Origin of the sequence: Phenylobacterium sp. (genome assembly GCF_016124325.1) — a bacterium.
Taxonomy (GTDB): Bacteria; Pseudomonadota; Alphaproteobacteria; order Caulobacterales; family Caulobacteraceae; genus Phenylobacterium.
In genome coordinates this window covers 1-26,624 of the sequence record NZ_WGNY01000055.1, presented here as the reverse complement: position 1 = coordinate 26,624, position 26,624 = coordinate 1, and the positions used below count along the sequence as shown (strand labels likewise).

The 26,624-nt window shown below is 70.7% G+C and carries 29 protein-coding genes and 1 pseudogene; 3 read left to right on the top strand and 27 right to left on the bottom strand.

Annotated elements, in window-relative coordinates; translation table 11 throughout:
- The 10 genes from truB to GC203_RS23430 all read right to left on the bottom strand — a co-directional run.
- Nucleotides 1-774, bottom strand: a 774-nt coding sequence (gene truB / locus GC203_RS23475) for a tRNA pseudouridine(55) synthase TruB (RefSeq protein ID WP_293459378.1), incomplete at its 3' end; no start/stop codon positions are given.
- Entirely contained in the window at nucleotides 774-1,211 is a 438-nt protein-coding gene (gene rbfA / locus GC203_RS23470) for a 30S ribosome-binding factor RbfA (protein WP_293459376.1), read from the bottom strand. The genes truB and rbfA, both read right to left, overlap by 1 nt.
- A 235-nt stretch (nucleotides 1,212-1,446) precedes the next feature.
- Nucleotides 1,447-2,238 carry a dienelactone hydrolase family protein gene (locus tag GC203_RS23465; protein WP_293459375.1) on the bottom strand — a complete coding sequence of 264 codons (792 nt, stop codon included), beginning with the start codon at nucleotides 2,236-2,238 and terminating at the stop codon, nucleotides 1,447-1,449.
- Between the two features lie 36 nt (nucleotides 2,239-2,274).
- A complete protein-coding gene (locus tag GC203_RS23460; RefSeq protein ID WP_293459373.1) occupies nucleotides 2,275-2,775 on the bottom strand; it encodes a DUF2939 domain-containing protein in 501 nt (166 codons plus the stop codon).
- Nucleotides 2,776-2,849: 74 nt separating this feature from the next.
- Nucleotides 2,850-3,239 (bottom strand): DUF1801 domain-containing protein, encoded by a 390-nt coding sequence (locus tag GC203_RS23455; RefSeq protein ID WP_293459371.1) that lies wholly within the window; start codon nucleotides 3,237-3,239, stop codon nucleotides 2,850-2,852.
- On the bottom strand, nucleotides 3,236-3,439 hold the full coding sequence (locus GC203_RS23450; RefSeq protein ID WP_293459370.1) for a hypothetical protein: 204 nt from the start codon (nucleotides 3,437-3,439) through the stop codon (nucleotides 3,236-3,238). The genes GC203_RS23455 and GC203_RS23450 overlap by 4 nt, the downstream gene beginning before the upstream one ends.
- 24 nt (nucleotides 3,440-3,463) lie before the next feature.
- A complete protein-coding gene (locus GC203_RS23445) occupies nucleotides 3,464-3,880 on the bottom strand; it encodes a VOC family protein (protein WP_293459369.1) in 417 nt (138 codons plus the stop codon).
- On the bottom strand, nucleotides 3,877-4,389 hold the full coding sequence (locus GC203_RS23440; protein WP_293459368.1) for an AraC family transcriptional regulator: 513 nt from the start codon (nucleotides 4,387-4,389) through the stop codon (nucleotides 3,877-3,879). The genes GC203_RS23445 and GC203_RS23440 overlap by 4 nt, the downstream gene beginning before the upstream one ends.
- A gap of 62 nt (nucleotides 4,390-4,451) precedes the next feature.
- The gene (locus GC203_RS23435; protein ID WP_293459367.1) at nucleotides 4,452-4,838 is read right to left on the bottom strand and encodes a cytochrome c; all 387 of its coding nucleotides are present in this window, start codon (nucleotides 4,836-4,838) and stop codon (nucleotides 4,452-4,454) included.
- 8 nt (nucleotides 4,839-4,846) lie between these two features.
- Complete coding sequence (locus GC203_RS23430) at nucleotides 4,847-6,454, bottom strand: flavin monoamine oxidase family protein (RefSeq protein WP_293459366.1); 1,608 nt, start codon at nucleotides 6,452-6,454, stop codon at nucleotides 4,847-4,849.
- Between the two features lie 186 nt (nucleotides 6,455-6,640).
- Between GC203_RS23430 and GC203_RS23425 the strand changes: the two genes are divergently transcribed.
- Complete coding sequence (locus GC203_RS23425; protein ID WP_293459364.1) at nucleotides 6,641-7,504, top strand: alpha/beta hydrolase; 864 nt, start codon at nucleotides 6,641-6,643, stop codon at nucleotides 7,502-7,504.
- 66 nt (nucleotides 7,505-7,570) lie between these two features.
- On the opposite strand, the gene infB is transcribed toward GC203_RS23425, so the two are convergent.
- From infB to rimP, 4 genes are all read right to left on the bottom strand, one after another.
- The gene (gene infB / locus GC203_RS23420) at nucleotides 7,571-10,534 is read right to left on the bottom strand and encodes a translation initiation factor IF-2 (protein ID WP_293459362.1); all 2,964 of its coding nucleotides are present in this window, start codon (nucleotides 10,532-10,534) and stop codon (nucleotides 7,571-7,573) included.
- A 66-nt stretch (nucleotides 10,535-10,600) separates the two neighbouring features.
- Nucleotides 10,601-11,266, bottom strand: a complete 666-nt coding sequence (locus GC203_RS23415) for an RNA-binding protein (RefSeq protein ID WP_293459360.1) — start codon at nucleotides 11,264-11,266, stop codon at nucleotides 10,601-10,603.
- Between the two features lie 126 nt (nucleotides 11,267-11,392).
- On the bottom strand, nucleotides 11,393-13,069 hold the full coding sequence (gene nusA / locus GC203_RS23410; RefSeq protein WP_293459358.1) for a transcription termination factor NusA: 1,677 nt from the start codon (nucleotides 13,067-13,069) through the stop codon (nucleotides 11,393-11,395).
- A 13-nt stretch (nucleotides 13,070-13,082) separates the two neighbouring features.
- Nucleotides 13,083-13,625, bottom strand: coding sequence for a ribosome maturation factor RimP (gene rimP / locus GC203_RS23405; RefSeq protein WP_293459357.1), 543 nt, complete (start codon nucleotides 13,623-13,625; stop codon nucleotides 13,083-13,085).
- Between the two features lie 221 nt (nucleotides 13,626-13,846).
- On the opposite strand from rimP, the gene ppa reads away from it, so the two are divergent.
- Nucleotides 13,847-14,425: an inorganic diphosphatase gene (gene ppa / locus GC203_RS23400; protein WP_293459355.1), complete on the top strand. Its 579-nt coding sequence runs from the start codon at nucleotides 13,847-13,849 to the stop codon at nucleotides 14,423-14,425.
- 59 nt (nucleotides 14,426-14,484) lie between these two features.
- On the opposite strand, the gene trmB is transcribed toward ppa, so the two are convergent.
- From trmB to miaB, 7 genes are all read right to left on the bottom strand, one after another.
- The gene (gene trmB / locus GC203_RS23395; protein WP_293459354.1) at nucleotides 14,485-15,156 is read right to left on the bottom strand and encodes a tRNA (guanosine(46)-N7)-methyltransferase TrmB; all 672 of its coding nucleotides are present in this window, start codon (nucleotides 15,154-15,156) and stop codon (nucleotides 14,485-14,487) included.
- A gap of 134 nt (nucleotides 15,157-15,290) precedes the next feature.
- The gene (metK, locus tag GC203_RS23390) at nucleotides 15,291-16,511 is read right to left on the bottom strand and encodes a methionine adenosyltransferase (protein ID WP_293459352.1); all 1,221 of its coding nucleotides are present in this window, start codon (nucleotides 16,509-16,511) and stop codon (nucleotides 15,291-15,293) included.
- 69 nt (nucleotides 16,512-16,580) lie between these two features.
- Nucleotides 16,581-18,182: an apolipoprotein N-acyltransferase gene (gene lnt / locus GC203_RS23385; protein WP_293459351.1), complete on the bottom strand. Its 1,602-nt coding sequence runs from the start codon at nucleotides 18,180-18,182 to the stop codon at nucleotides 16,581-16,583.
- A gap of 6 nt (nucleotides 18,183-18,188) precedes the next feature.
- Nucleotides 18,189-19,079: a hemolysin family protein gene (locus GC203_RS23380; protein WP_293459350.1), complete on the bottom strand. Its 891-nt coding sequence runs from the start codon at nucleotides 19,077-19,079 to the stop codon at nucleotides 18,189-18,191.
- A complete protein-coding gene (gene ybeY, locus GC203_RS23375) occupies nucleotides 19,066-19,479 on the bottom strand; it encodes an rRNA maturation RNase YbeY (RefSeq protein ID WP_293459382.1) in 414 nt (137 codons plus the stop codon). Before ybeY ends, GC203_RS23380 begins: the two co-directional genes overlap by 14 nt.
- 53 nt (nucleotides 19,480-19,532) lie before the next feature.
- Entirely contained in the window at nucleotides 19,533-20,498 is a 966-nt protein-coding gene (locus GC203_RS23370) for a PhoH family protein (protein WP_293459348.1), read from the bottom strand.
- A complete protein-coding gene (miaB, locus tag GC203_RS23365) occupies nucleotides 20,495-21,835 on the bottom strand; it encodes a tRNA (N6-isopentenyl adenosine(37)-C2)-methylthiotransferase MiaB (RefSeq protein WP_293459346.1) in 1,341 nt (446 codons plus the stop codon). The genes GC203_RS23370 and miaB overlap by 4 nt, the downstream gene beginning before the upstream one ends.
- Before the next feature lie 71 nt (nucleotides 21,836-21,906).
- On the opposite strand from miaB, the gene GC203_RS23360 reads away from it, so the two are divergent.
- Complete coding sequence (locus GC203_RS23360) at nucleotides 21,907-23,112, top strand: MFS transporter (protein ID WP_293459344.1); 1,206 nt, start codon at nucleotides 21,907-21,909, stop codon at nucleotides 23,110-23,112.
- Here GC203_RS23360 and GC203_RS23355 read toward each other — a convergent pair.
- The 6 genes and pseudogenes from GC203_RS23355 to GC203_RS23330 all read right to left on the bottom strand — a co-directional run.
- A complete protein-coding gene (locus tag GC203_RS23355; RefSeq protein WP_293459380.1) occupies nucleotides 23,088-23,459 on the bottom strand; it encodes a Fur family transcriptional regulator in 372 nt (123 codons plus the stop codon). The two genes, GC203_RS23360 and GC203_RS23355, sit on opposite strands and share 25 nt — an antisense overlap.
- Before the next feature lie 190 nt (nucleotides 23,460-23,649).
- Nucleotides 23,650-24,105 carry a ribosomal protein S18-alanine N-acetyltransferase gene (gene rimI / locus GC203_RS23350; RefSeq protein ID WP_293459343.1) on the bottom strand — a complete coding sequence of 152 codons (456 nt, stop codon included), beginning with the start codon at nucleotides 24,103-24,105 and terminating at the stop codon, nucleotides 23,650-23,652.
- Nucleotides 24,102-24,728, bottom strand: coding sequence for a tRNA (adenosine(37)-N6)-threonylcarbamoyltransferase complex dimerization subunit type 1 TsaB (gene tsaB, locus GC203_RS23345; RefSeq protein ID WP_293459379.1), 627 nt, complete (start codon nucleotides 24,726-24,728; stop codon nucleotides 24,102-24,104). Before tsaB ends, rimI begins: the two co-directional genes overlap by 4 nt.
- 34 nt (nucleotides 24,729-24,762) lie before the next feature.
- Nucleotides 24,763-25,335: a NifU family protein gene (locus tag GC203_RS23340; protein WP_293459342.1), complete on the bottom strand. Its 573-nt coding sequence runs from the start codon at nucleotides 25,333-25,335 to the stop codon at nucleotides 24,763-24,765.
- A gap of 162 nt (nucleotides 25,336-25,497) precedes the next feature.
- Entirely contained in the window at nucleotides 25,498-25,974 is a 477-nt protein-coding gene (locus GC203_RS23335; protein ID WP_293459341.1) for a universal stress protein, read from the bottom strand.
- 49 nt (nucleotides 25,975-26,023) lie between these two features.
- Nucleotides 26,024-26,624, bottom strand: a pseudogene (locus GC203_RS23330) (tryptophan--tRNA ligase); the annotation flags it as partial.

The window sequence follows — 26,624 nt, the reverse complement described above, 5'->3', positions numbered from 1 at the left end:
TCCCTGCTTCAATCGGAAGGCGTCTTCGTCGGTCACGGCCAGCGCCGGGATGTCGTCCAGCGCGGTCTCGACCGGAAGCAGGGCCTCCGATTGGCGGGCCTCATAGCCCAAATCCTCAAGCATTTCCAGCGTCACCGCATTTTCCTCGGTGAAGCCGCCCACCCGGGTCCGGCGCAGCGCGCTCACGTGGCCGCATGCCCCCAGCGCCTCGGCCACGTCGCGCACCAGGGCGCGGACGTACGTCCCTTTGCCGCAGTCGATCTCCAGGGTCACGTGATCGGCGTCGGGCGCCTCGACGAGCCGGGCGTCGAAGATGGTGACCTTGCGCGCCGCCAGCTCCACCGTCTCGCCCGCCCGGGCGAGGTCGTAGGCGCGTTCGCCGTCCACCTTGATGGCCGAGAACGCCGGCGGGATCTGGTCGATCTCGCCCACGAACCGGGGCAGGACGGCCTCCACCTGGCCGGGCGTCGGGCGGACATCCGACGTCGCCAGCGTGTCCCCCTCGCGGTCGTAGGTGGCGGTGGTGCGGCCCCAGGCGATGGTGAAGCGATAGGCCTTGTCGGCGTCGACCAGGAACGGGACGGTCTTGGTCGCCTCGCCCAGCGCGATCGGCAGGATGCCGGTGGCCAACGGATCCAGCGTGCCCGCGTGGCCCGCCTTCTGGGCGTCGAACAGCCGCCGCACACGGCTCACGGCGTGGGTGGAGGTCAGGTCGTAGGGCTTGTCGAGGTTGATCCAGCCCGAGACCGCCTGACCCTTGCGGCGGCGGCCCATCAGTCCTCGTCCTTCCAGGAGTCGGAGGGCTCGTCGGGCGTGAGGTCGCGGCGCACCCGCGGGTCGTCGAACAGGCGGCTCATCCGCGCCGCCTCGTCGAAGCTCTCGTCGTGCAGGAACTTCACGTCGGGCGTGAAGCGCATGTCGATCAGCTTGCCCAGCCGCCCGCGCACGAACTTGGCGTGCCGGTTCAGCGCGGCCACCACCTCGCCGGCGTGCTCGCCGCCCAGCGGCTCGACGAAGGCCATGGCGTGGCGCAGGTCGGGGCTCATCCGCACCTCGGTGACCGTCACCGACACGCCGGCCAGCGCCGGATCGGCGATCTCCTCCTCGCGGAAGATGTCCATGAGCGCGTGGCGCACCAGCTCGCCGGCGCGCAGCTGGCGCTGGGTGGGGCCGGTCGGCGCCGGCCGTCCATGCTGACGGGGACGTTTCATCTAACCTCGCAACCTGGCCGGAGGATCGAACGCCGGAACAGGAAAGCGGCGGCTTCTAGTGCATCCAAACCCCGGTGTCATCCCGGTTTTGGCGCAGCCAAAGACCGGGACCCATGAACGTGGACGATCATCGAAAGGCGCGGCCTCGACGCCGCGGCTGATCGCGCGGGCCGGCGCTCTAGGGTCCCGGTCTTCCGCCTCGCGGCGGAAACCGGGATGACATGCTGATGCGGCGCTACCCCCCCGTCCGCTCCCGGAAGAACTGGATCACGCGCTGCTCGGCGGCCTTGGTGGGGCCATCCTCCTTCATGTGTAGGGTCAAGACGGAGTGGGGCGGGATGAACGCCGGCTGGGCGTCCTCGTCGTCCAGCTCGATGGCCTCGAACCGGTCGCCGAACTCGCGCCGGTAGGTCTCGAAGCGGGCGTCCGGGACCAGCTCGTCGCTCTTGAAGCGCAGGCCCATCACCGACAGGTCCTCGGCCGCCAGCCGGTCCTTCACGCAACGGATCTCGTCCGACGACACGCCGATTTCGGCGCTGCGCTTGGGATTGCCGCGCGCCAGCGGCAGCGACGGCTGCGACAGCACCGGGGCCACGACGGCGGGGTCGGTCATCATGGCCAGGGCGAAGCCGCCGGTGAAGCACATGCCGACCGCGCCCACGCCCTTGCCGCCGCATTCCCCATGGGCCTGCCGCGCCAGCGCCCGCAGCCAGTCGACGACCGGGCTCGAACGGTCGCCCCGCCAGACGTAGAACTCCCGGCGCACGCACAGCACGCCGACGGCCGTGGTCATCGCATAGGTCCGGTCCACGGGCTTGCCCGGCTTGCCGAACAGGCTGGGGCAGAAGACCGTCATCCCGGCGTCGGCCACCCGGTCGGCGAAGCGGATCACCTGCGGGTGCAGCCCGGGCATCTCGTGCATGACGATCACGGCCGGGCCCGTTCCGCGCCGATAGACGGGATAGGTCCGCCCGCCATGGCTGAAGTCGAACTTGGAATATGCGGAAAGCGCCGCTTCGTAGCCCATGCCCATCCCCCTGGTTCGGGGGCAAGCTTAAGCCGATCAGGTCTTCAGGCGCAGCATCGAAAGCGCCCCGTCGAAGCCGGACAGCTTCCAGCGGCCGTCGGCGGCGTGGGTGAAGACGAGGATGCAGTCGCCCCCCTTCTTGCCTACCGCGCAGACCCGGCCGTCCGGCAGGGGACGCAGCATCTTCGAGATGTAGATCGCCGGCGGGATGCGGGTGTCGGCGCCGTAGCCGTAGTAGTCCGCCACCGCCCGGAACACGTCGGGGCGGATGAGCGCCTCGCCCGCCAGCTCGGCGAGGCCAGGGGCCAGGATCGCCGCCACGCCCGAGAGCTTCCGGTCCTTGCCGGCCTCGACCATCAGGCGGTCGCTGATCTCGCCCTTGAGGGCGCGCCGGTCGACGTAGCTGTCGAACGTGGCCCTGTCATCGTCGCGGATGGCGATGAGCAGGGCGTGGACGTCGTTGGCGGCGTCCAGCTTCTGCACGGTGGCGCAGGCGCTGAGCGCCAGGACGGCGAGGACGGTCAGTAGGGCGCGCAAGCGAGCGTCTCCTGCGATGCGGGATCGACAGGCTAGCCGGTCATCGCGGCGGGATCACGGCCTGCGTTCATTGCCTAACGCCGGACTTTGGCGGTGTTCAGCGCGACGGCGGCGCGGATCAGCGCCTTGAACGCCGCTTCGTCGATCGCCTCGCCCTCGCGGAAATCGATGGCCCGGCGGGTGTTGCCCTCGAGGCTGGAGTTGAAGAGGCCTGCCGGGTCGTCCAGCGAGGCGCCCTTGGCGAAGGTGGTCTTCACGGCGGCCTTGTAGGTCTCGCCGGTGCAGATGATGCCGCCGTGCGACCAGACCGGAACCCCGCGCCACTTCACCTCCTCGACCACCTCGGGGTCGGCCTCGCGGATCAGCGCGCGGAGGCGGGCGAGCGTCTCGCCCCGCCAGTCACCCAGCGCGGCGATCTTCGCGTCGATCTGTTCGGAGGCCGGCGTCTCGTTCGCGGCCGTCATGCGCGCCGGCCGCCCATATAGGGGAGCGCGAACATGTAGAGGCCCGTCGCCAGCATCAGGAACAGCGGCGGCAGGGGCGAATAGGTGATCCAGGCCGGCGGCGTCCCGAACGCCATCGCCGCGAAGTTGGCGACCACGGTCGCGGTGAAGAGGATCGACAGCCAGCGATGGGCCTGCCGGATCCAGGCGTTCCAGCTCATGGGCGTCTCCTTCCGTAGCTGAGGTTAGGCCGGCTCACGCCGTGACTCGATCATCTTCCAGCCGTTTCCCGACGGGTCGCGGAAGCTGGCGTCGACGGCGCCGAACCGGGCGATGGGTTCCTGGGTGAACTCCACCCCGCGATCACGCATCTGCGCGTAGGCGGCCCGACAGTCGTCGACCATCAGCACCAGCGGCGGCATGGCGCCCTTCGCCACCACCTCGCGCATGGTCCGGGCTGTCGCCTCGTCCAGCGTCGGCGCCTGCGGCGCGAACAGGCCCAGCTGGAACGAGGGCTGCTCGGGATGCTGCACCGTCAGCCAGCGATAATCGCCGTTGCGTGCATCGGTGTGGACGCGGAAGCCCAGCTTGCCCGCGTAGAACTCGATCGCTTCGTCCTGGTCGCGGACGTACAGGCCGACGACGCCGATGCCCTGGCTCATGGAACCTCCGTTTCATCGCCGCCGGTCTTAGCGCCGGCCTCCCGGCGCCGCTTCTCCGAAACTGCTAAGATGAGGCCCGGCCGGTGGGCGGCGGCGACGAAACAGTGCGGGACCTCTCCGAGCGCGTGCGTGGCGGCCTGCTGCCGGGCGCGCAGTTCGCCCGGGCTCTCGCCGGTCACGTCCCGGAACGTGCGTCCGAAGGCGCCCAGGCTGTTCCAGCCGGCCTGGAAAGCGACCTCGGTGACCGGCAGGTCGGTGTCGCGCAGCAGCGCCGCAGCCCGCTCGATGCGGCGCGTCAGCAGGTAGCGGTGGGGCGGGACGCCGAAGGCCGCCTTGAACGACCGTGCGAAGTGCGCCTCGGAGACGCCGCTGACGTCGGCCAGCCGTCGCACCGGCCACCCCTCGTACGAGGCGGCGTCCATGCGGTCCTTCGCGCGCAGCAGCCGGCGCAGAAGCTCCGGGTCCTGCCCCGCTCCACGCCAGCGCTTGCTGCCAGGCTCCTTGCCCATGGCTGATCGATAGGACGTTCGGGACCCGCGTTGAAGGCCTGCGTGGCGCCGGCCGGAGCGGCCTAGTGCGCCTGCAGGTTCTTGGGCTGGGCCGCGGCCGAGCTCTGCCTGCGGGCCGCGGCGATCTGGCCCGGGGTTATCGCCGGCGCCTTGTTGCCCCACGAGCTGCGCACATAGGTCAGGATCGCCGCAAGCTGGGCGTCGTTGAAGTCGCTCTTGAACGACGGCATGCCGCCACGGCCCACCAGCACGGTGGAGGCCACGACGGCGGGCGGCCCCTGCACCAGCTTGTTGCCCGCCAGCGCCGGGAACGCCCCCTTCACGCCCAGGCCGGTGCGCTGATGGCAGGCCGAGCAGTTGTCGTTGAACAGGCTCTGGCCCGCGCTGTCGGCCAACGCAGCCGCCGGGGCCGCGAGCGCCAGGACGATCGCCGATAGACCGATACGCATCGCTCCCCTCACGCCTGTTGCACCCGCGCGTGCAGCTTGCCGATCTGTTGCCAGGCGCTCTCGATGGCTCCCGCCTGCCAGCCCGTCAGATAGCTCAGGTGCTCGCCCGCCAGATAGATGCGGCCGTCCGGCTCGCAGAGGACCGGGTAGGCGGTCTTGCGGCCCTCGTCGCCCCATTCGGCCCAGCCGCCGAGGTTGAAGCCGTCGAGGTGCCAGGACTTGGAGAAAGCCGTCTCGAAGTTCTCGGCGTACTCCGGGAAGATCTTCTGGCCCTGGGCGACCGCGAACTTGGCCCGGTCGGCCGGCGACAGCGCGCTGATCTTGGCCGCCTCGCCGCCGAACGCGTAGTAGCCCAGCAGCACGCCCTTCTGGCTGTGCCACCCCGTCGACGGCAGCGAGATCGTCCCGATGCCGGGGATGTCGTTGTAGACGTGGCCGCCGTAGATCCAGTGCTTCTCTTCCCAGAAGCGGGTCTTCATCTGCAGGCCGATCTTGTTCACGGCCGAGTAGGAGACCCCGTTCATCGCCTCGATGAACGGCTTCGACGCATCCATCTGGATGTTCTTCAGCACCGAGAGTGGGATGGTGCAGATCAGGTAGTCGCCGCTGACCTCCACCTTCTTCCCGGCCGCGTCGGTGTAGGCCACCTTCACGCCCTTGGCGTTCTGCATGATCCGCTCGACCGAGGCGTTGTAGGTGATCGCGTCCGGCGGCAGCGCCTTCACGAAGCCCTTGGGGATCATGTCCATGCCGCCCACCGGCTCGAACATGGTCCGCTGCTGGTCCCAGCCGGCCACCGAGGACAGCACCCGCCAGGCCCGCGAATTGAGCACATCGGCGAAGGCGAAGGGCGGGCTCTCTTTGCCCGGGCCCGGGTCGACGCCGGCGCCGGGCAGGATGTCGAAGCCGCGGCCGTCCGTGCCCTTGTAGCTGAGGTCCGAACGCGAGAGCCGGCCTTCGTTGACCAGATAGGCCAGGAAGGTCTCGCGGTCAGCCGGGGAGAGGGCGGCGTCCAGGTCGCCCTTGGACGCGACCTTGGCCATCAGCTCGGCGGTGTAGCCGCGCGCGTCGGCGGCGATCTGCCCCTTGCGGATCGGCTTGCCCGCCAGCGGGCCCTTGCCCTTCTCGAAGTAGACATAGGAGGCGTCGTTGTCGTTGTTGAACAGCTCCACCGGCACCTTGAACTCCTTCACGTAGTGAAGGGTCGACTGGTGGTGGTAGGGGATCCGCCAGGGGCCGATGTTGATGTACTGCCCCTCGTCGAACTCGCAGACCTGGCGGTGGCCCATCAGGTCGGTGTCCTCGAAGCCCTTGCGCGCGGTCTGCGCGCGACCGCCGGCGAAGCCGCGGGCCTCCAGCACCTGCACCGAATAGCCCGCCTTGATCAGCTCGTAGGCCGAGGTCAGGCCGGCCAGGCCCGCGCCCAGGATCACCACCTTGGTTCCCTTGGCGCCGCCCGGCATCGACGGCGGTGCGGTCTGCGCCGAAGCGAAGCCGAAGCCCAGGGCGTCCATGCCGGCCATGGCCAGCGAGACGCCGCCGACGGCCATCAGCTGCTCGAAGAACCGCCGGCGCGTCCAGACCCCGCCGGACGCCGCTTCTGAACTCTCGGACATCGTTCTCATCCCCTCGCTTTGGCGCCCATCTCGCGGCGCACATTGTGTTCTGCAACCCGGGGCGCGGATCAAACGAAGTTTGCTCTTCCGGCGCCGCAACATTGTGCGTCGGCGCCCATCGTCACGGCTGTCCTTGAGGCCGGGCCCGGGACGCCGCTAAAAGCCACGCGGAATGCGGAGGGCCGGATGGCTGAGACCCAGATCACCCACAGGACGCTCGCCGCGAACGGGATGCAGCTGCACGTCGCCGAGGCCGGTCCGGCCGAGGGGCCGCTGGTCGTGCTGCTGCACGGCTTCCCGGAATTCTGGTTCGAGTGGCGCGAGCAGATCGGCCCGCTGGCCGACGCCGGGTTCCGGGTCGTCGCCCCGGACCAGCGCGGCTACAACCTGAGCAGCAAGCCCAAGGGCGTCACGGCCTACCGGCTCGACGCCTTGGCCAACGACATTTTCGCCCTGGCCTCGGCGCTCGGCCGCCAGCGGTTCAGCGTGGTCGGCCACGACTGGGGCGCCTCGGTGGCCTGGTGGATGGCGACGACGGGCCCCGAGCGGCTGGAGCGGCTGGCGATCATGAACGCGCCGCATCCGGCCGTGTGGCTCGACGCCATGACCAACGATCCGGCGCAGCGGAAGAAGAGCCGCTACGTCCAGGCGCTGCGGACCCCGTGGCTGCCCGAACTGATGGTGCGCCTGGGCGGTTACAAGGGCCTTGCCGACGCCTTCGCGAACAGCGCCCGCCCCGAGGCGTTCGGCGACGAAATCATGGGGGCCTACCGCGAAGCCTGGCGCCAGCCCGGCGCGCTGACCGCCACGCTCAACTGGTACCGCGCCCTCTTCGCCCAGGACCTGCCGGTTCCGCTGCCCAGGAGCCTCAAGGTCCCGACCCTGGTGTTGTGGGGCGATCAGGACGCCTTCGCTGAACCGGCGCTGGCTGAGGCGAGCGCCGCCCTTTGCGCCGACGCCCGCGTGGTCCACTTCCCCGAGGCCAGCCACTGGCTGCCGCACGATCAGCCTGAGGCGGTCGCGAACGCGCTGATCGGCTTCCTGCGCTAACCGGCAAGAAGAAGGCCCCGGAGCGGAACTCCGGGGCCTCGGGAAATCGTCTGTCCAGTCGGGCGATCAGAGCGACCGCTTCACCTCTTCGAGGTTGAAGCACTCGATGGTGTCGCCCGGCTTGATGTCCTGGAAGCCTTGGAACGCCATGCCGCATTCCTGGCCCGAGGGCACCTCGTTGACCTCGTCCTTGAAGCGCTTGAGCGTCTGGAGCACGCCGAGTTCGAGCACCACGACGCCGTCGCGGACGATACGCACGCGCGAGCCCTTGCGGACCACGCCCTCGGTGACCTTGCAGCCCGCCACCTTGCCGACCTTGGTGATGTCGAACACCTGCAGCACATCGGCGTTGCCGAGGAAGGTTTCGCGCTGGACCGGCGCCAGCATGCCCGAGAGCACGCCTTTGATGTCGTCGATCAGGTCGTAGATGATCGCGTAGTAGCGGATTTCCACGCCTTCGCGCTCGGCCAGGTCGCGCGCCTGCTTCGAGGCGCGGACGTTGAAGCCCAGGATCGGGGCACCCGCGCCCTTGGCCAGCAGCACGTCGCTTTCGTTGATCGCGCCCGCGCCCGACAGGATGATCCGCGCACGGACCTCGTCGTTGGCCAGCTTGTCGAGCGAGCCCACGATGGCTTCCGCCGAGCCCTGCACGTCGGCCTTGATGACCACCGGCAGTTCCGAGACCCGCTTGTCGGCCAGCTTGGCCATCATGTCGGCGAGGCTGGCCGAGGCCACCGGCGCGCCGGCCTTCTCGCGCTTCTGACGCTGGCGGTACTCGGTGATCTCGCGGGCCCGCGCCTCATTCTCAACCACCGCGAAGGGCTCGCCCGGATCGGGCGTGCCGTCGAGCCCCAGGATCTCGACCGGCGTCGAAGGGCCGGCCTCGTCCAATTGCTCGTCGCGCTCGTTCAGCAGCGCGCGCACCCGGCCCCAGTTCGCCCCGGCGACGACGATGTCGCCGCGCTTCAGGGTGCCGCGCTTGACCAGCACGGTGGAGACGGCGCCGCGGCCGCGGTCGAGCTTGGCTTCGATGACGATGCCGTCGGCCACCCGGTCGGGGTTGGCCTTCAGGTCGAGGACTTCCGCCTGCAGCAGGATGTTCTCGATCAGGTCGTCCAGGCCCAGCTTCTGGGTCGCCGAGACCTCCACGGCCTGGGTGTCGCCGCCCAGGCTCTCCACGACGATCTCATGCTGCAGCAGCTCGTTGATCACGCGGGTCGGGTCGGCGTCGGGTTTGTCGATCTTGTTGATCGCCACGATGATCGGGGCGCCGGCCGCCTTGGCGTGCTGGATGGCCTCGATCGTCTGCGGCATCACGCCGTCGTCGGCGGCCACCACCAGGATGACGATGTCCGTGGCGTTGGCGCCGCGCGCGCGCATCGCCGAGAAGGCGGCGTGGCCGGGGGTGTCGAGGAAGGTGACCCGCTGGCCGTCCTTCAGCCGCACCTGATAGGCGCCGATGTGCTGGGTGATGCCGCCATGCTCGCCCGACACCACGTCGGTGGAGCGCAGGGCGTCCAGCAGGCTGGTCTTGCCGTGGTCGACGTGGCCCATGACCGCGACCACCGGGGGCCGCGACTCCAGGTGATCGTCGAGGTCCTCGCCGCCGATGAAGCCGGTTTCGACGTCGGACTCCGACACCCGCCTGACCGTGTGGCCGAACTCGGTCGCCACCAGCTCGGCGGTGTCGTTGTCGATAATGTCGTTGATCTTCAGCATCACGCCCTGGCGCATCAGGAACTTGATGACCTCGACGCCGCGCGTGGCCATGCGGTTGGCGAGTTCGCCCACCGTGATCACGTCGGGGATGACCACCTCGCGGGCCACGCGGGCCTGCTCCTGGACGCCACCCTTGCGCTTCTCGCGCTCACGCTCGCGGGCGCGGCGCACCGAGGCGAGGCTGCGCATCCGTTCGACGGCGCCCTCGTCGTCCCCGGCCACGGCCTGGATGGTGAGGCGGCCCTCGCGGCGGGTCGGCGCGCCCTTGGCGCGGCTGATCGCCTTGCCGGCCCCGGCGTTGCGGCGATCCTCCTCGTCGCGGCGGTCCATGACCGTGCCGCCGGGGCGCGGCGCCTGGCGCGTCGCGCGCTGGATCTCGGGGGTGGCCGGCGGGGCGTTGGGCGCGATCCGCGGCGCGCGCGGGCCGCCGGGGCCACGGGGGCCGTCGCGCGGCCCCGCAGGCCGCGGCGCCAGCGCGGAATAGCGGACCGTGCCGCCCTCGGGCCGAGCCTGACCGCCGCCTTGCGGGCGATCATCGCGATCGCGCCGCGGCGGGCCGCGATCATCGCGCGGCGGGCGGGGGCCACGGTCGTCGTCGCGGCGCGGCGCGCGCTGGCCGAAGCTGGCGGTGTCGAAGCGCGCCGACGGCGGCCGATAGGTCGTGGTGGTCGGCCGGTCGTCGCGCCGGTCGGGCGACGGGTGATAGGTGCGGGTCTGGCCCGGGGCGGTCGGGCGGCTGTCGGCGGCCGGTCGCGGCGCGGGGGCCTGGGGGGCGGCCGGCGCGGCAGGCGTCGGTGTCGGGGCGGCCGCGACCGGAGCCGGCGGGGCTTCCGGCGCAGGCGCTGGCGCTGGCGTGGGAGCCGGCGCCGGCTTGGCGGCTTCCGCCGCCTCAGCAGCCTGGGCGGCCTGCGCGGCGCGGGCCGCCTCGGCCTCGGCGCGGGCGCGCTCCTCGCGGGCCCGCTGTTCGGATTCCTGCTGAGCCTGCTGGGCCTGCTGGCGGCGCGCGGCCTCGATCACCCGCTGGCGCGCGGCGCGCTCCTCGGCGGAGAGGCCATCGGCGGTCTGGGCGGGGCGCGGGCCCTGCGGCGCGGAGCTCGGGCGCGGCGGCTCGTACTGGCGGCGCTCGGCGGCGGACGGGGCGGCCAGATTGCCGCCTGTCGGCGCGTGCGGACGCGCCCGCTTGGTCTCGACGACCACCGTCTTCGTCCGGCCGTGGCTGAAGCTCTGCTTCACCGTGCCCGAGCTCACGGAGCCGCCGGCGCGCGGCTTCAGGGTGAGGGGCTTACGGCCGTTGTTGTTCTCGTCGCTCATTCGCTCGCTTTACTCGCCGACCGGCGGACCCGGCCCATATCTCAAAACGCCTCAAGGCGGAAAGCCCTAGGGCTCCCGCCTCGCCTCGACAGGCTCCTCGCGCCAATCCTCAGGAAGGAGCGGACTGAAGCCCGCCAGGCGCTGGACATCTTCGGCCCAACGCTCGGCGGCGCGCCCCGCAAGGAAGGCGGTGTGTACCACATTCTCGCCGCCTATGGCCAAACCCATTTCGGCGGCGCCGAACAGCCCGACGACCCTCGGCGGATCAGCCTGCCTCCGGGCAAGCGACAGAATCTTGCGCCGTCCGTCGGCGGCGCCGTCGGCGGCCTCGACCAGCCACGCGGCCTTGCCGGAGACGATCGCCGAGGACACCTTCTCGAACCCCGAGGTAAGGTCGCCGGCGCGCCGTGCAAGCCCCAGCCCCGCCAGGATCCGCGCGCGCAGCAGCTTTTCCACCTGTTCGGCCAGGTCGGCCGCCGCCGAAAGCTTGGCCTTGGCGGCGCGCGAGAACAGGCCTTTCCTCGCCGCCGTCGTCACCGAGGCGCGATCGGCGGCCACCCACATGCCGCGCCCCGGCAGCTTGCGGGCGAGGTCGGGAACGACGGTTCCGTCGGGCCCGGCCACGAAGCGGATCAGCCGCGCCTCGTCCATCACCTCGCCCGAGACGATGTCGCGACGTTCGCGCGACGCCTGGGCGTGGGTGGCGGGGGCCTTAGCGGCTGAGTTCTCCATGGCGGGTCACAACCTCAGACCTAGAGCCTGCCCCGGTTGGCGCGCCAACCGGGTGAAGCAGGCTCGGTCTTCTGGATGGCGCGCATCCTCATCGCAGAACCGGTGTCCACTCTTGCGGGATGCGCGCTAAGCGTCTTGCGCTTCGCCGGCGGCTTCCGCCTCGGCATAGTCGTCTTCGGCGGGCTCAGGCTCTTCCGGCGCCTCGATCCAGCCCATCGCCACGCGGGCGCGCATGATGAGCAGTTCGGCGTCCTGCGGATCCAGGCCGAAGGCCTCGAGGATGCCGGGTTCGCGCACGCGCTCGCCGTTCTTCGACTCGAACCAGCCGCGCAGGTCGTCGGGCACGAGGCCGGCCAGGTCCTCCACCGTCTTCACGTCGCCTTCGCCGAGGGCGACGGCCATGGGAAGCGTGATGCCTTCGATCTCCATGAGCCCGTCCTCGACGCCCAGCTCCTTGCGCTTGGCGTCGTATTCGGCGGCTTCCTTCTCGAGGTAGTCGCGGGCGCGCGCCTGGATCTCCTCGGCGGTGTCTTCGTCGAAGCCTTCGATCCCGGCGACCTCCGAGGAGTCGACGTAGGCCACGTCCTCGACGCTGGCGAAGCCCTCGGTGACCAGCAGCTGGGCGATCACCTCGTCCACGTCCAGGGCTTCCTGGAACAGGGCGGTGCGCTCGGCGAACTCGCGCTGGCGGCGCTCGCTCTCCTGGCTCTCGGTCATGATGTCGATCTGCCAGCCGGTCAGCTGGCTCGCGAGGCGGACGTTCTGGCCGCGGCGGCCGATGGCCAGCGACAGCTGCTCGTCCGGGACGACCACCTCGACGCGCTCGTCCTCCTCGTCCATCACCACCTTGGAGACTTCCGCCGGCGCCAGGGCGTTGACGATGAAGGTCGCCTCGTCGGGGCTCCACTGGATGATGTCGATCTTCTCGCCCTGCAGTTCGGCCACCACGGCCTGCACGCGGCTGCCGCGCATGCCGACGCAGGCGCCCACGGGGTCGATGGAGCTGTCGTTGCTGATCACCGCCATCTTGGCCCGGCTGCCGGGGTCGCGGGCCACGGCGCGGATTTCGATGACCGCGTCGTAGACCTCGGGCACTTCCTGCGCGAACAGCTTGGCCATGAACCCGCCGTGCGCGCGGCTGAGCAGAATCTGCGGACCCTTGGTCTCGCGGCGGACGTCGTAGATGTAGCAGCGGATCCGGTCGCCGATGTTGAAGTTCTCGCGCGGGATCGACTGGTCGCGGCGCATGATGCCCTCGCCGCGGCCAAGGTCGACGACGACGTTGCCGTACTCGACGCGCTTGACCGTGCCGTTGACCACTTCGCCGACGCGGTCCTTGTACTCCTCGTACTGGCGCTCGCGCTCAGCGTCGCGGACCTTGCCCATCACCACCTGGCGGGCCATCTGGGTCTGCACCCGGCCGAACTCGAACGGCGGCAGCAGTTCCTCGTAGATCTTGCCGATCTCGGCGTCCTTGTCGCGGCGCTTGGCGTCGGCGAGGCGCAGGATGCCCGGCGGCTCCTCGAACGGCAGCTCCTCGCCAGTCTCCTCGTCGATCCCGCCGCCGAACACGGCGTCGTCGGAGACCACGGTGATCACCCGCTTGATCGTGGTTTCGCCCGTCTTCGGGTCGATGTGCACGCGGATGTCGTGCTCGGCGCCGTACCGGGCGCGCGCGCCCTTCTGGATCGCCTCCTCGATCGCCTCGATGACGATCTCCTTGTCGATCGCCTTCTCGCGGGCCACGGCCTCGGCGATCTGCAGGAGTTCAAGCCGGTTGGCGGAAATGCCGGTCAGGCTCATGGGGTTGGTCCCTCTACTCAGTCGTCTCTTGTTGTTCCGATGCGATGCGGGCGGCGCGTTCCTGCGCCCCCCGCTTCATCAATTCGTCGGTCAGCACCAGCTTGGCGTCGACGATCCAGGCCAGCGGGACCATCGCGGTCTCCTCCTCGCCCTCGAGGTCGATGCCCACCTGGTCGCCGTCGAGGCCGGCCAGCACGCCGCGGAAGCGCTTACGCCCCTCGGCCAGCCGGTCGAGCTCCAGTCTGATCTCGTAGCCTTGGTAGGTCTCGAAGTCCTTCGGCCGCGTCAGGGGCCGGTCGATGCCGGGCGACGAAACCTCCAGCACATATTCCCCGGCGATCGGATCGGCGGCGTCCATCACCTCCGAGATCTTGCGCGACAGCTTCGCGCAGTCCTCGACCACCATCTCGCCGTCCGGGCGCTCGGCCATCACTTGCAGCTTGCGCCGCTCGGCGCCGCCCATCAGCCGCAGGCGCACGATCTCGTAGCCCGCCGCCTCGGCGACGGGGTCGAGCAGCTCCAGCAGCTTCAGGTCTTCTGCGGTCTTCCCGCGCATGCTTGGCCTGGGCCCTAGTAAAGAAAAAAGCGGCCGGGCCGGGGCCCGCCGCTCGTAGGCGCCATACAGCGCTAACGGACGATGTTGAGGCCTATATAGCGGCACGCCGGGGCGTTGTCAGCCCTTTCGCGCGAAGGGCCGCCTGCGGGGCTTTACTCGGCGGCGCGGTTCGCCCACAGAGCCCGCCACTCATTGTGTGTCCTTCTGAAAGGCCCCTCCCCATGGACCTCTCCAAGATTCCCGTCGGCCAGAACCCGCCCTACGACGTCAACGCCATCATCGAGATCCCGCAGGGCGGCGAGCCGGTGAAGTACGAGCTCGACAAGGACTCCGGCGCGATCTTCGTCGACCGCTTCCTGCACACGGCGATGTTCTATCCGGGCAACTACGGCTTCATCCCGCACACCCTCGCTGACGACGGCGACCCGATGGACATCATCGTCGTCGGCCCGACGCCGGTGGTGCCGGGCGCGGTGATCCGCTGCCGTCCGGTCGGCGCGCTGATCATGCGCGACGAAGCCGGCGGCGACGAGAAGATCCTGGCTGTGCCGGTCGACGCGCTGCACCCGTTCTACACGGGCGTCGACAGCTGGCGTTCGCTGCCGGTGATCCTGACCGAGCAGATCGCCCACTTCTTCAAGCACTACAAGGACCTGGAGAAGGGCAAGTCGGTGGAGATCGTCCGCTGGGCCGATCCGTCCGAAGCCGCCGAACTGATCAAGGCCTCGATCGAGGCCCACAACGCCGCGGCCGGCGAGACGCCGCGCCGGCGCGCGAGCGACGAACCTCGTGAGGCCTGACGCCGGTCGGTAGCGCCTCCCTTTCCCGTTCAGACGCTTCCGTTTGAACGGGAAGGGCTCTAGGCCCGCACGAAATCCAGGAAGACTGGCGCGCAGTCGCCGAGGCGCTTCTCCTCGTAGCGCGTGGTGACGTGGTCGGCGGGGGGCGAGCGCCAGTCGTCCGCCCGTTCGGCCGTCCAGGCGAAGGCGGAATCCGCCGCGACCCGCTCCAGCGCCCAGTCGACGTAGTCGGCCCAGTCGCTGGCGAAGCGCAGGCGACCGCCCGGCCGCAGCACGCGGGCCAGTTCGGCGACCGTCTCGGCCTGCACCAGCCGGCGCTTGTGATGCCGGGCCTTGGGCCACGGGTCGGGGAAGAGGATGAACACCCGCGCCAGGCAGGCGTCGGGCAGGCGCGCGATCAGGTCGCGCACGTCGCCGTCGTGCAGGCGCACGTTCGCCAGGCCCTGCTCGTCGATGTGGCGAACCGCACTGGCCACGCCGTTGGTGAAGGGCTCCGCGCCCAGGATCAGCACCTCGGGCGCGCGGGCCGCCTGGGCGGCCATGTGCTCGCCGCCGCCGAAGCCGATCTCCAGCCAGGTCTCCCGCGCCGACGGCATGAGCCGGGTCAGGTCGACCGGCCCGTCGGGGATGCGCAGCTCCGGCAGCCGCGCCTCCACGAGCGCCGCCTGCCGCGGCTTGATGGGCCGCGACTTCAGTCGCCCGTACGAGCGCAGCGGTGGGTGGTCGGTCATGCGAGCTTCCTACCCGTCATGGCCGGGCTTGTCCCGGTCACCCAGAGACGCAGACGTCGGCGATCGGGGCTCGATCGCCGACGGGTCTGGATCCCCGGGACAGGCCCGGGGATGACGTTCACAAAGACCTTGAGTTAGGCCAGCGACTTCAGCTCGGCCGCCAGGTCGGTCTTCTCCCACGAGAAGCCGCCCTCGTTGTCGGGCTGGCGGCCGAAGTGGCCGTAGGCCGCCGTGCGGGCGTAGATCGGGCGGTTGAGCTGCAGGTGCTCGCGGATGGCCCGCGGCGTGGCGCCGCCGATCATCTCGGGCAGGGCCAGCTCCAGCTTGGCCGGGTCGATCTCGCCGGTGTTGTGCAGGTCGACGTAGAAGCTGAGCGGCTGGGCCACGCCGATCGCATAGCTGATCTGGATGGTGCACTTCCGGGCGAGGCCCGAGGCGACCACGTTCTTGGCCAGGTAGCGGCAGGCATAGGCGGCCGAGCGGTCCACCTTCGTCGGGTCCTTGCCCGAGAAGGCGCCGCCGCCGTGCGGGGCCGCGCCGCCGTAGGTGTCGACGATGATCTTGCGGCCGGTCAGGCCGGCGTCGCCGTCGGGGCCGCCGATCTCGAAGCGGCCGGTCGGGTTGACGTGCCACTTGGTCTTCTTGGTGATCAGGCCGGCCGGGATGACGCTCTCGACGTAGGGCCGGATCACGGCCTCGATGCGCTTGGGCGTGGCGCTGTGCAGGCCGATCCGCTTCTTGTGCTGGGTGGAGACCACGATCTGCAGGATCTCGACCGGGCGACCGTCCTCGTAGCGGACGGTGACCTGGCTCTTGGCGTCGGGCTCGAGCACTTCGCACTCGCCGGAATGGCGGACTTCCGCCAGGCGGCGCAGGATGTCGTGGCTGTACTGCAGCGTGGCCGGCATCAGGGCTTCGGTCTCGTCGCAGGCGTAGCCGAACATGATGCCCTGGTCGCCGGCGCCTTCGTCCTTCTTGGCCGAGGCGTCCACGCCCTGGGCGATGTGGGCCGACTGCTCGTGCAGGAAGCAGCCGTACTTCGCCTTGGCCCAGTGGAAGCCCTTCTGTTCGTAGCCGATGTCCTTGATCGCGGCGCGGACCTTGGGCTCCAGCGACTTCACGATCTCCTTGGTGAGCGCCTTGTTCTCGCTCTTGGAGCCGCCCGGCTTGCCGGCGCGGACTTCGCCCGCCAGCACGATGCGGTTGGTGGTCACCAGGGTCTCGCAGGCCACGCGGGCCTCGGGATTGGCGGCCAGGAAGGCGTCGACCACGGTGTCGGAGATGCGGTCGGCGACCTTGTCCGGGTGGCCTTCGGACACGCTTTCGCTGGTGAAGATATAGCTGGAACGGCTCAAGGACGGGCTCCGAGGATCGTGACGGCAGGCTTGCGCCCGGAGGATCGGCCGACGCCTATAAAGAAATCTTTATGTGGCGCCAAGCGTGGGCCCTGCCTGCAAGTCCTGGGCCGCGCGCGGGCGACGCCTGCGGCCCGCGAACCAGGCAAGCGCCGAAAGGATGAGCAACCCCGCGAACGGCCCGTCGCCCAGCCGGGCGTAAGGGGTGGGCTTCAACGCCGGCGGCAGGGGCGCGTCGATCACCCCGAAGGCGCCCAGCCCGAGGCGCGCGCCGGGCTGGATCCGCCCGTAGGCGTCGATCACCGCCGAGACGCCGGTTGGCGTCGAGCGCACCATCGGCAGCCCCTGCTCGATGGCGCGGTAGCTGGCGATGTTGAGGTGCTGCAGCGGCCCGCTGGTCGTTCCGAACCAGGCGTCGTTCGAGATGTTGAGAATCCAGGCCGGCCGTGTCCCATCGTGAACCAGTCCCGGGAACAGCGCCTCGTAGCAGATCAGCGGCTGGAACGGCGGCGCGCCCGGCGCGCTCAGTGGTTTCGGCCTCGGGCCGGCGGTGAAATCCTCGGGCATGTGCACTAGGCTGCGTATGCCCAGCTTGCCGGCCAAGTCGCCCAGCGGCAGATATTCGCCGAACGGGACAAGGCGATACTTGTCGTAGTGGCCGGCGACCCACAGCGCGTCGCCATCGCGCCGCAGCGCGATGAGGGTGTTGTAGTAGCGGTATTTGCCGGGGCCCGCGGGCTCGTAGCGGTTGGCCCCCATCAGCAGCGTCTGGCCGGGCTGGATCAGGTCGCGCATGCGCGGCGCGTAGGGCGAGCCCGGCGCGATGAAGTCGTCGATCAGGGCGGGCAGGGCGCCCTCGGGCCAGATGACGATGTCGGGTGTGCGGGCCGCATGGCGGACGGTCAGGCGTGCATAGTCCTCGAACACCAGTTCGAGGTTTTCGGGCTTCCACTTCTCCTTCTGGTCGATATCCGCCTGGACGATGCGCACCAGGGGCGCGCGTTCGGCCGGCGCGACGGCGCGGGCGGCGGCGAGGCGGCCGGCGCCGCCCGCATAGAGCAGGGTCAGGCCGATGCCGGCGGCCGCCAGCATCCCCGCCTGCGCCAATCGCCGCACCGGCAGCATCACCAGCGCCGGGGCCGAGGAGATGAAGAGGGTGATCCACGTCAGGCCGTACGCCCCGACCAGCGCCGCGGCCTGCGACGGCGCGCTGCCGGCCCGCCAGCTCTCGCCGGGCAGGTCCCAGGGAAAGCCGGTCAGCACATGGCCGCGCGCCCATTCGGCTGCGGCGAAGACGCCCGCGAACACCAGGGCCTTCCAGCCGCTGCGGGGCCGGAGCGCCCGATAGGCGAGGCCGGCCGCACCCCAGAACAGCGCCAGCCCGCCGGCCATGAACACCACGCCGAACGGCGCCATCCAGCCGTAGATCTCGGGTTCGACCAGGAACGGCTCGACGACCCACCAAGTGGAGACCGCGAAGTAGCCCAGGCCCGCCATCCAACCCAGGCCGAACGCTGAACGCAGCGGCCGGTCGCGGACCGTCTCCAGCCGCAGCAGGATCAGGCTGTAGCCGAGCAGCCCCGGCAGCAGTCCGAACGGCGGGTGCGCCAGCGCGGCGGCGATCCCGCCCGCGAGCGCGGTCAGCGGCGCATACCAGCGGGAACGGTTCAAAGCGGCCTAGGCCTCGTCGGCGGGTTGCGGGGCGCGGCGCACGCGCACGCGCTTCACGCGCCGTGGGTCGGCCGCCAGGACCTCGAGGGTGAAGCCGTCGGGGTGGATGATCTGCTCGCGTCGACGCGGCACCCGACCCGCCAGGGCGTTGACCAGCCCCGCCACGGTGTCGATCTCCTCGTCCAGGTCGGCGGGCGCGAGGTCGACGCCCTCGCCGATCGCCTGCTCCAGGTCGCCCAGCGGCGCGCGGCCGTCGACGATCCAGCCGTCGTCGTCCTCGAGGACCGGGTGGTAGGCCGCATCGGCCGACTCGTCGTGCTCGTCGTCGATCTCGCCGACCAGGGTCTCCAGCAAGTCCTCCAGCGTGACCAGCCCGTCGACGCCGCCGAATTCGTCGATCACCAGCGCCATATGGATGCGCTTGGCCCGCATCATGGTCAGCAGACCCGTCGCCGGCATCGAGGGCGGCACGTAGAGCACCTCGCGCACCAGATGATGCCGGCCGCTCAGGATGTGGTCGTCGGGCTTCGGCCGGCGCGTCTTCCGCGCCAGCAGCTTGAAGACGTCCTTGACGTGGACCACGCCGGCCGGCTCGTCGAGGGTCTCCTTATAGACGGGCATGCGGCTGTGCTCGGCCTCGACGAAGCGGTCGACCACCTCGGCGAAGGTGGCCCCGCGCTCGATCGCCACGATGTCGGCCCGGGGCTTCATCACGTCGTCCACCCGCAGGTCCTGGAAGGCGCGCGCCTGGTTGATGAGTTGGCCGCCGTCGGCCTGGGCCGCTTCGGGGGCCTCGTCGCCGGCCGCCTCGCCGTGACCGCGGATGAGGTCCAATAGGCCAAGGAGCCCGCGCCGCCGGCCCGGGCTCGATCGACTGGAAGGGTCAGGGTCGTTCATGCTCTCCCTCGCCGGCCGCATAGGGGTCGGGGACACCCAGGCCGGCTAGCACCGCACGCTCGAGGCTCTCCATGGCCTCGGCGTCATCATCGCCTATGTGATCGTATCCGAGAAGATGCAGCACGCCGTGCACCGTCAGGTGCATGAGATGATGCTCGAACCGCTTGCCCTGTTCGGCCGCCTCGCGGGCGCAGACGCCATAGGCCAGGGCGATATCGCCCAGGTGGCGCTCCGGATTGCGCGGGGCGGGGAACGACAGGACGTTGGTGGCCGAGTCCTTCTGGCGGAAGCGCGCGTTCAATTCGCGGACGGTCTCGTCGTCGGTCAGCAGGATGGTGACGCCCTCGTGGGCTGCGTCCTCGGCGTCGAGAGCCGCCAGGGCCGCCCCGCGCGCCAGCATCTCGGCCTTGGGCAGGGCCGCGGTCCAGGCTTCGTCCTCGATCTCGACGTCGATCAAACCGTCCGCCCGTGCTTGGCCGCGTCGGCGTCGTAGGCGCGCACGATCCGCTCGACGAGCGGGTGGCGCACCACGTCTTCCGAACCGAAGCGGACCACGCCCACGCCCTTCACGCCCTCCAGCAGGCCCACGGCGTGGGCGAGGCCGGAGTCGGTGGGGTTGGGCAGGTCGATCTGGGTGGGGTCGCCGGTCACCGCCATGCGCGCGCCTTCGCCGAGGCGCGTCAGCACCATCTTCATCTGGGCGCGGCTGGCGTTCTGGGCCTCGTCGACGATGACGAAGGCGTGGCTGAGCGTTCGCCCGCGCAGGAAGGCGATGGGCGCGACCTCGATCTCGCCCTTCTCGCGGCGGCGGCGCAGCTGCTCGGCGCCCAGGATGTCGGTCAGCGCTTCCCACACGGGCGCCATGTAGGGGTCGACCTTCTCCGTGAGGTCGCCCGGAAGGAAGCCCAGCCGCTCGCCGGCCTCAACCGCTGGGCGCGAGACGATGAGCCGGTCGACCGCGCCGCGCAGCAGCATGCCCGCCCCGTGGGCGACGGCCAGGAAGGTCTTGCCGGTGCCGGCGGGTCCAAGGCCGAACACCAGTTCGCACTGGGCGAGCGCCTCGATGTACTTCGCCTGGGTGGGCGTCTTCGGCGCCACCTGGCCACGCCGGCCGACCGGCAGCGAACCGCCGGCGCCCTGGGTGGTGGAGGCCCGTCCCGCGCGCGCCTGGCCGATGGCGACGCGCACATCGGCCTCGCCGATCTCCAGCCCCTGGTCGGCGCGCTCGGCGATCGCCTGAACGGCCTTCTTGGCGGCGTTGCGCGACCTGGCGTCGCCCGACAGCGAGACGCCCCCGCCGGGGGTCTCGAGCAGCACGCCGAAAGCGTCCTCGATCAGGGCGGCGTGGCGGCTGTTGGCGCCGGCCACGGCCCGGACCGCGGCGTCGGACAGCGGCAGGAATTCGGGCGCGCGGCTCAAACGGTTTCCAGCTCCAGCGCCCCGGCCAGGCTGTTCCGGGCCGCGCCCTCGATCCGCACCGGAACGATCCGGCCCAGCATCCGCTCCGGCGCGCTGACGTGCACCGCCTGGAGATGGGGGCTGCGGCCGACGAGCTGGCCGGCATGGCGGCCGGCCTTCTCGAAGAGGACAGGCAGCGTCCGGCCGATCTGGGCGTCGTTGAAGGCGCGCTGCTGTTCGTCCAGCAGGGCCTGCAGCCGGGCCAGCCGCTCTTCCTTCACCGGCTCGGCGACCTGACCGGGCATGGCCGCGGCCGGCGTGCCGGGGCGGCGGGAATACTTGAACGAGAACGCGCTCGCGTAGCCCACCTCGCGCACGATCTGCAGCGTCGCCTCGAAGTCGGCGTCGCGCTCGCCCGGGAAGCCCACGATGAAGTCGCCCGAGATCGCGATGTCGGGCCGCGCCGCCCTGATCTTCTCGATCAGCCGCACGTAGCTCTCGGCCGTGTGCGCCCGGTTCATGGCCTTCAGCACCTTGTCCGAGCCGGCCTGCACGGGCAGGTGCAGATAGGGCATCAGCGCCTCCACCTCGGCGTGGGCGGCGATCAGGGCGTCGTCCATGTCGCGCGGGTGGCTGGTGGTGTAGCGGATCCGGTCCAGTCCCGGAATCGTCGCCAGCCGCCGGACCAGGGCCGCCAGCCCGCCTTCACCATCGTAGGCGTTGACGTTCTGTCCCAGCAGGGTGACCTCGCGCACGCCCTTGTCGGCCAGGGCGCGGGCCTCGGCCTCGATCGCTTCAGCCGGCCGGCTCCATTCGCCGCCGCGGGTGTAGGGCACGACGCAGAAGGTGCAGAACTTGTCGCAGCCCTCCTGCACGGTCAGGAACGCCGTGACCCCGGTGGGGCGACGCGCGACGGTCAGGGCGTCGAACTTCTCCTCGGGCGCGAAATCGGCGGCCAGCCGTTCGCCGCGGGCCCGGTGAGCCCGGGCGATCAGCTCCGGAAGCTGGTGATAGGCCTGGGGGCCGACCACGAGATCCACGGCCGGCTGGCGGCGCATGATCTCCTCACCCTCGGCCTGGGCGACGCACCCGGCGACGGCGATGGTCATGTCGGCGCCGGCCTCGGCGCGGGCGGCCTTCATCCGCCTGATCTGGCCCAGCTCGGAATAGACCTTCTCGGTCGCCTTCTCGCGGATGTGGCAGGTGTTGAGCACCACGAGGTCGGCGTCCTCGGGGCTGTCGGTCACGCCATAGCCCAGCGGCGCCAGCACGTCGGCCATCCGCTCGCTGTCGTAGACGTTCATCTGACAGCCGTAGGTCTTTATGTAGAGGCGCTTGCGAGGCGCGGGCTCGGACATGGCCCGGGTTATGGGGTTGCGGCGAGGAGCGCGCAAGTTTCGCAGGCCGCGGGGCGTGCTACGACGACGCGATGACGCGCCTTCGACACAGGCTGCGGGACGTGCCGCGCGGGGTCTGGGCGCTGGGCTTCGTCTCGATGTTCATGGATCTCTCTTCGGAAATGGTCCACGCCCTGCTGCCCGCGTTCCTGGTCGGGACCCTCGGGGCCAGCGTCGCCGTGCTGGGCCTCATCGAAGGGGTGGCCGAGGCGACCGCCTCCATCACCAAGGTGTTCTCGGGGTGGATTTCCGACCGGCTGGGCCGGCGTAAGCTGCTGGCGGTGATCGGCTACGGCCTGGCGGCGGCGACCAAGCCGGTGTTCCCCCTGGCGGTGACCCCGCTGGAGGTGCTGGGCGCGCGGTTCCTCGACCGGATCGGCAAGGGCGTACGCGGGGCCCCGCGCGACGCCCTGGTGGCCGACATCACTCCGGCGTCCGTGCGGGGGTTGGCCTATGGCGTGCGCCAGGGGCTCGACACGGTGGGCGCCTTCCTGGGGCCGTTGGCGGCGATCCTTCTGATGCTGGCCCTGTCCGACAATATCCGCCACGTGCTGGCCTGGGCGGTGATCCCGGCCCTGGCCGCGGTCGCGCTCCTGGCCTTCGGCGTCGACGATGTCCGTCCCAGGGCGTCGGGCGCGGCCCGTGCCCCGATCCGCTGGTCCGAACTCGGAGGGCTCGGCCCGGCGTTCTGGGCCGTGGTCCTGGTGGGGGCCGTGTTCTCGCTCGCCCGCTTCAGCGAGGCCTTCCTGATCCTGCGCGCCCAGGACGTCGGCCTTCCGGTCGCCTTCGCGCCGTTGGTTCTGGTGGTGATGAACGTCGTCTACTCCGTCGTTGCGGCGCCGGCGGGCAGCCTTTCCGACCGGGTGGATCGCCGGGTTCCGCTCCTCGCCGGCCTGGTCGCGCTGGTGGCGGCCGACACCGTCCTGGCGTTCGCCTCGGGCGTCGGGGGCGTGTTCGCCGCCGTCGCGTTGTGGGGCCTACATATGGGCCTGTCGCAGGGCGTGCTGTCGGCGCTGGTGGCCGACGCCGCGCCAGAACGCCTGCGCGGCACGGCCTTCGGTCTGTTCAATCTGGCGAGCGGCGTGGCCCTGCTGGCCGCCAGCACCGTCGCCGGCGCGCTGTGGAGCCTCTACGGCGCGCGCGCCACCTTTCTCGCCGGTGGCGGCTTCGCGCTGCTGGCGGCGCTGCTGCTTTCCGCGATGGTCCGGCGGTCTCAGTCGTCGAGGGGCAGCCCGTAGAGCTCCAGCCGGTGGTCCACCAGCCGGTAGCCCAGCTTGCGCGCGATGGCCTCCTGCAGGGCCTCGATCTCCGCGTCGACGAATTCCACCACCTTGCCGGTCTTCATGTCGATCAGGTGATCGTGGTGGTCGTCGGTGTGCTCCTCATAGCGGGAGCGGCCGTCGCGGAAGTCGTGCCGGTCGATGATCCCGGCCTCCTCGAAGAGACGCACCGTGCGATAGACCGTGGCGATGGAGATGTGCGGGTCCACCTCGTGGGCGCGGCGGTGCAACTCCTCCACGTCCGGATGGTCGCTGGCGGCCGAGAGCACGCGGGCGATGACCCGGCGCTGTTCCGTCATCCGCATGTTCTTGTCGAGGCAGAGTTTCTCGATGCGGTCCGGCACGGGCACGTCGCCTCCTTCCATAGCCTCAGGATAGGTCTAGAGCCCTTCAGGGTGAAGTGGATACCGGTTCACCCGCCCGAACGGGCTCCATATGCTTGAAGATAGAGCCTTCTCGTCCGGATCAGGTGATTCCACCTGATCCGGGAAGGCTCTAGTGAGCGTTGGATGCAAGGTCGAGACGCATCACGACCGCGTCGGCGCGCCCGGCCAGGCCGCGGTCGTAGTAGGCCTTGCGCAGGCCCGCGCGCTCGAAACCCAGGCTCTCGTAGAGCGCCAGCGCCGCGGCGTTGTCGGCGTCGACCTCGAGGAACATCGCCTGCGCGCCCGCCGTCCGCGCGGCGGCGACGGCCGCGGTCATCAGCGCCGCGCCGATCCCGCGCCGGCGCGCCCAGGGCGCGACGCCTACGGTCAGCACCTCGGCCTCGCCGGCCGCGGCCCGGCACAGGACGAAGCCCATCGGGTCGTCACCCGCGACGAGGAAGGCGTAGACGCCCGGTCCCGACAGAAGCTGCTCGAACGCCGCCTGGTCCCAGGGCGCGTCGAAGGCCTGGGCGTGCACCGAGGCCATGGCCGCGGCGTCGGCGGCCGAGCCGGCGCGAAGGTTCATCCGGGCAGGCGCGCGTCGGGCGCACGGAGATAGAGGGGCCGCAGCGGCGCGGGCGTGCGGGCCGCGGCCAGCCGCGCCACCTGGCGCGCGTCGCAGCCCTCCGGGGTCAGCACGCGGGCGTCGGGCCGCGCCTGGGCCAGCAGCGGCGCGCCAGAGCCGATCAGGCTGAGCGGCCGACCGGTGGTCAGCTCCGCCAGCCGCGCCGAGGCGGTCCCCAGCGGCAGCACGTCGGGCGCCATCAGCGCCGCGCCGTCGTCGAACACCTGCAGATAGACCTGGTCGCGTCGCGCATCGATGACGGCGGCGCTCAGGCCCTCGGCCTCCGCCGCCAGGGCCTCCAGCGCGCCGACGCCCACGGCCGGGACGTCCAGCGCGGCGGCCAGGCCCTTGGCGAACGCCACGCCCACGCGCAGGCCGGTGAACGACCCTGGGCCCACGGTGGCGGCCACGCGGCGCAGGTCGGCGAAGTCCAGGCCCGCCTCTGCCATGACGGCCCGGGCCATAGGCGCCAGCCGTTCCTGGTGGCCCCGGGCCATGACCTCAGAAGCGTGCGCCAGCACCCGCGGCCCGTCGAGCACGGCCACGGAACAGGCGGACAGGCAGGTGTCGAGCCCCAGGACGATCATCGGCGCGGGCGTAGCCGCTTCCGGGCGATCCTCAAAGCGCCTGTTCGACGCGGGTCACTTCGGGGACGTAGTGCTTCAGCATGTTCTCCACCCCGGCCTTCAGCGTCGCCGAAGAGGACGGGCAGCCCGAGCAGGCGCCGCGCATATTGAGCCAGACGACGCCCGTGTCGGGATCGAAGCGGTTGAACAGGATGTCGCCCCCGTCCTGCGCCACGGCAGGGCGGATGCGGGTGTCCAGCAGGTCCTTGATCTCGGCCACCACCTGGGCGGTCTCGCCCTCGTAGACGCCCTCGTCGTGGCCCCCGGCGGTCTCGGCGCCCTCGGCGAACAGCGCCCGGCCCGAGGTGTAGTGGTCCATGATCGCCGCCAGGATCGGCGCCTTGAGCATCGGCCAGTCGACGGCGGCGTGCTTGCCGACGGTGATGAAGTCGGGGCCGAAGAAGACGCGGGTCACGCCGGTGATGTCGAAGATCTCGGCCGCCAGCGGCGAGGCGCCGGCCTCGTCGGGGCTCCGGAAGTCGCGCGTGCCCTCGCCCAGCACCGCCTTGCCCGGCAGGAACTTCAGGACTTCGGGATTCGGTGTGGCTTCGGTCTGGATGAACATGGGCCAGATGTGGCGTCTGAGCCTCCGGGGCGCAAGCTTTCCCGAAGGTCCTCCCCTTCGGGGGAGGTGGCGCGAAGCGCCGGAGGGGGTCCGCTCAGAAGGCTGCGGCGGAGCCCCCCTCAGTCGGCTTCGCCGACAGCTCCCCCTGAGGGGGAGCAATCATCACGCCAGGTCGACGATTTCGTCGTCGGTAAGGTCGCCGGGCACGATGGTGATGGGCACCTTGCGGCTGCCCCACTTCACGCCCTCCTTGGCGATCGAACTGACCAGGGGCCCCGGCCCGCGCCCGCCCGTGGCGGCCGCCAGCACCAGGATCTTGATGTCCGGATCCTCCGACAGCACCTGCTTGAGGGCCGAGCGGTTGGTCTCGGCCTCGACGATCAGGAACTCGGGCGGCAGGCCCGTCTCGTCCTGCACGAACCGCGCTGACTCCTGCAGCTCGGATTCGGCCTCCTGGCGCTGCTGGCGGGCGATCTCGTCGCGCACCCCCGACCAGTGCTCGAACACGGCCGGTTCGATCACCTTCAGCAGGGCCACGTGGCCGCCCGTCGAGCGCGCGCGCCGGCAGGCGAAACGGAGCGCCGTCTGGAATTCGGCCGTGTCGTCGGCCACCACGAGGAACTTCCGCCGGCTCGTCATGGCCGGGACCGTGCGGCGCCGCTGGACGACGCGCAAGTCGGCTCGAACATCAGCCGCCCCAGAAGCCCACGAGCTTCTTGGTCTCGGCGAGCGTGGGCCGCGCCAGCGCCCGGGCGCGCTCGGCGCCCTCGGTCAGCACCCGGTCGATCTCGGCGGGATCGGCCAGCAGGCGGCGCATCTCCTCGCCGATCGGGCCCATCACCGCGACGGCGAGATCGGCGAGCTTCGGCTTGAACGCGCCGAAGCCCTGGCCGGCGAACTCGGCCAGCACCTGCGCCTCGGTGGTCCCGGCGAGCGCGGCGTAGATCGCCACCAGGTTCTTCGCCTCGGCCCGACCCTCCAGGCCCTCAAGCGCCTCGGGTAGCGGCTCGGCGTCGGTGCGCGCCTTGCGCACCTTCTGGGCGATGGCGTCGGCGTCGTCGGTCAGGTTGATGCGCGAATAGTCGGACGGGTCCGACTTGCTCATCTTCACCGATCCGTCGCGCAGGCTCATCACCCGCGCGCCTGGGCCCTGGGTGAGGGCGTCGGGCAGGGGGAAGAAGCCGGGCGCGTCGAAGTCGTGGTTGAACTTCTGGGCGATGTCGCGGGTCAGCTCCAGGTGCTGGCGCTGGTCCTCGCCCACCGGCACGTGGGTGGCCTTGTAGATCAGG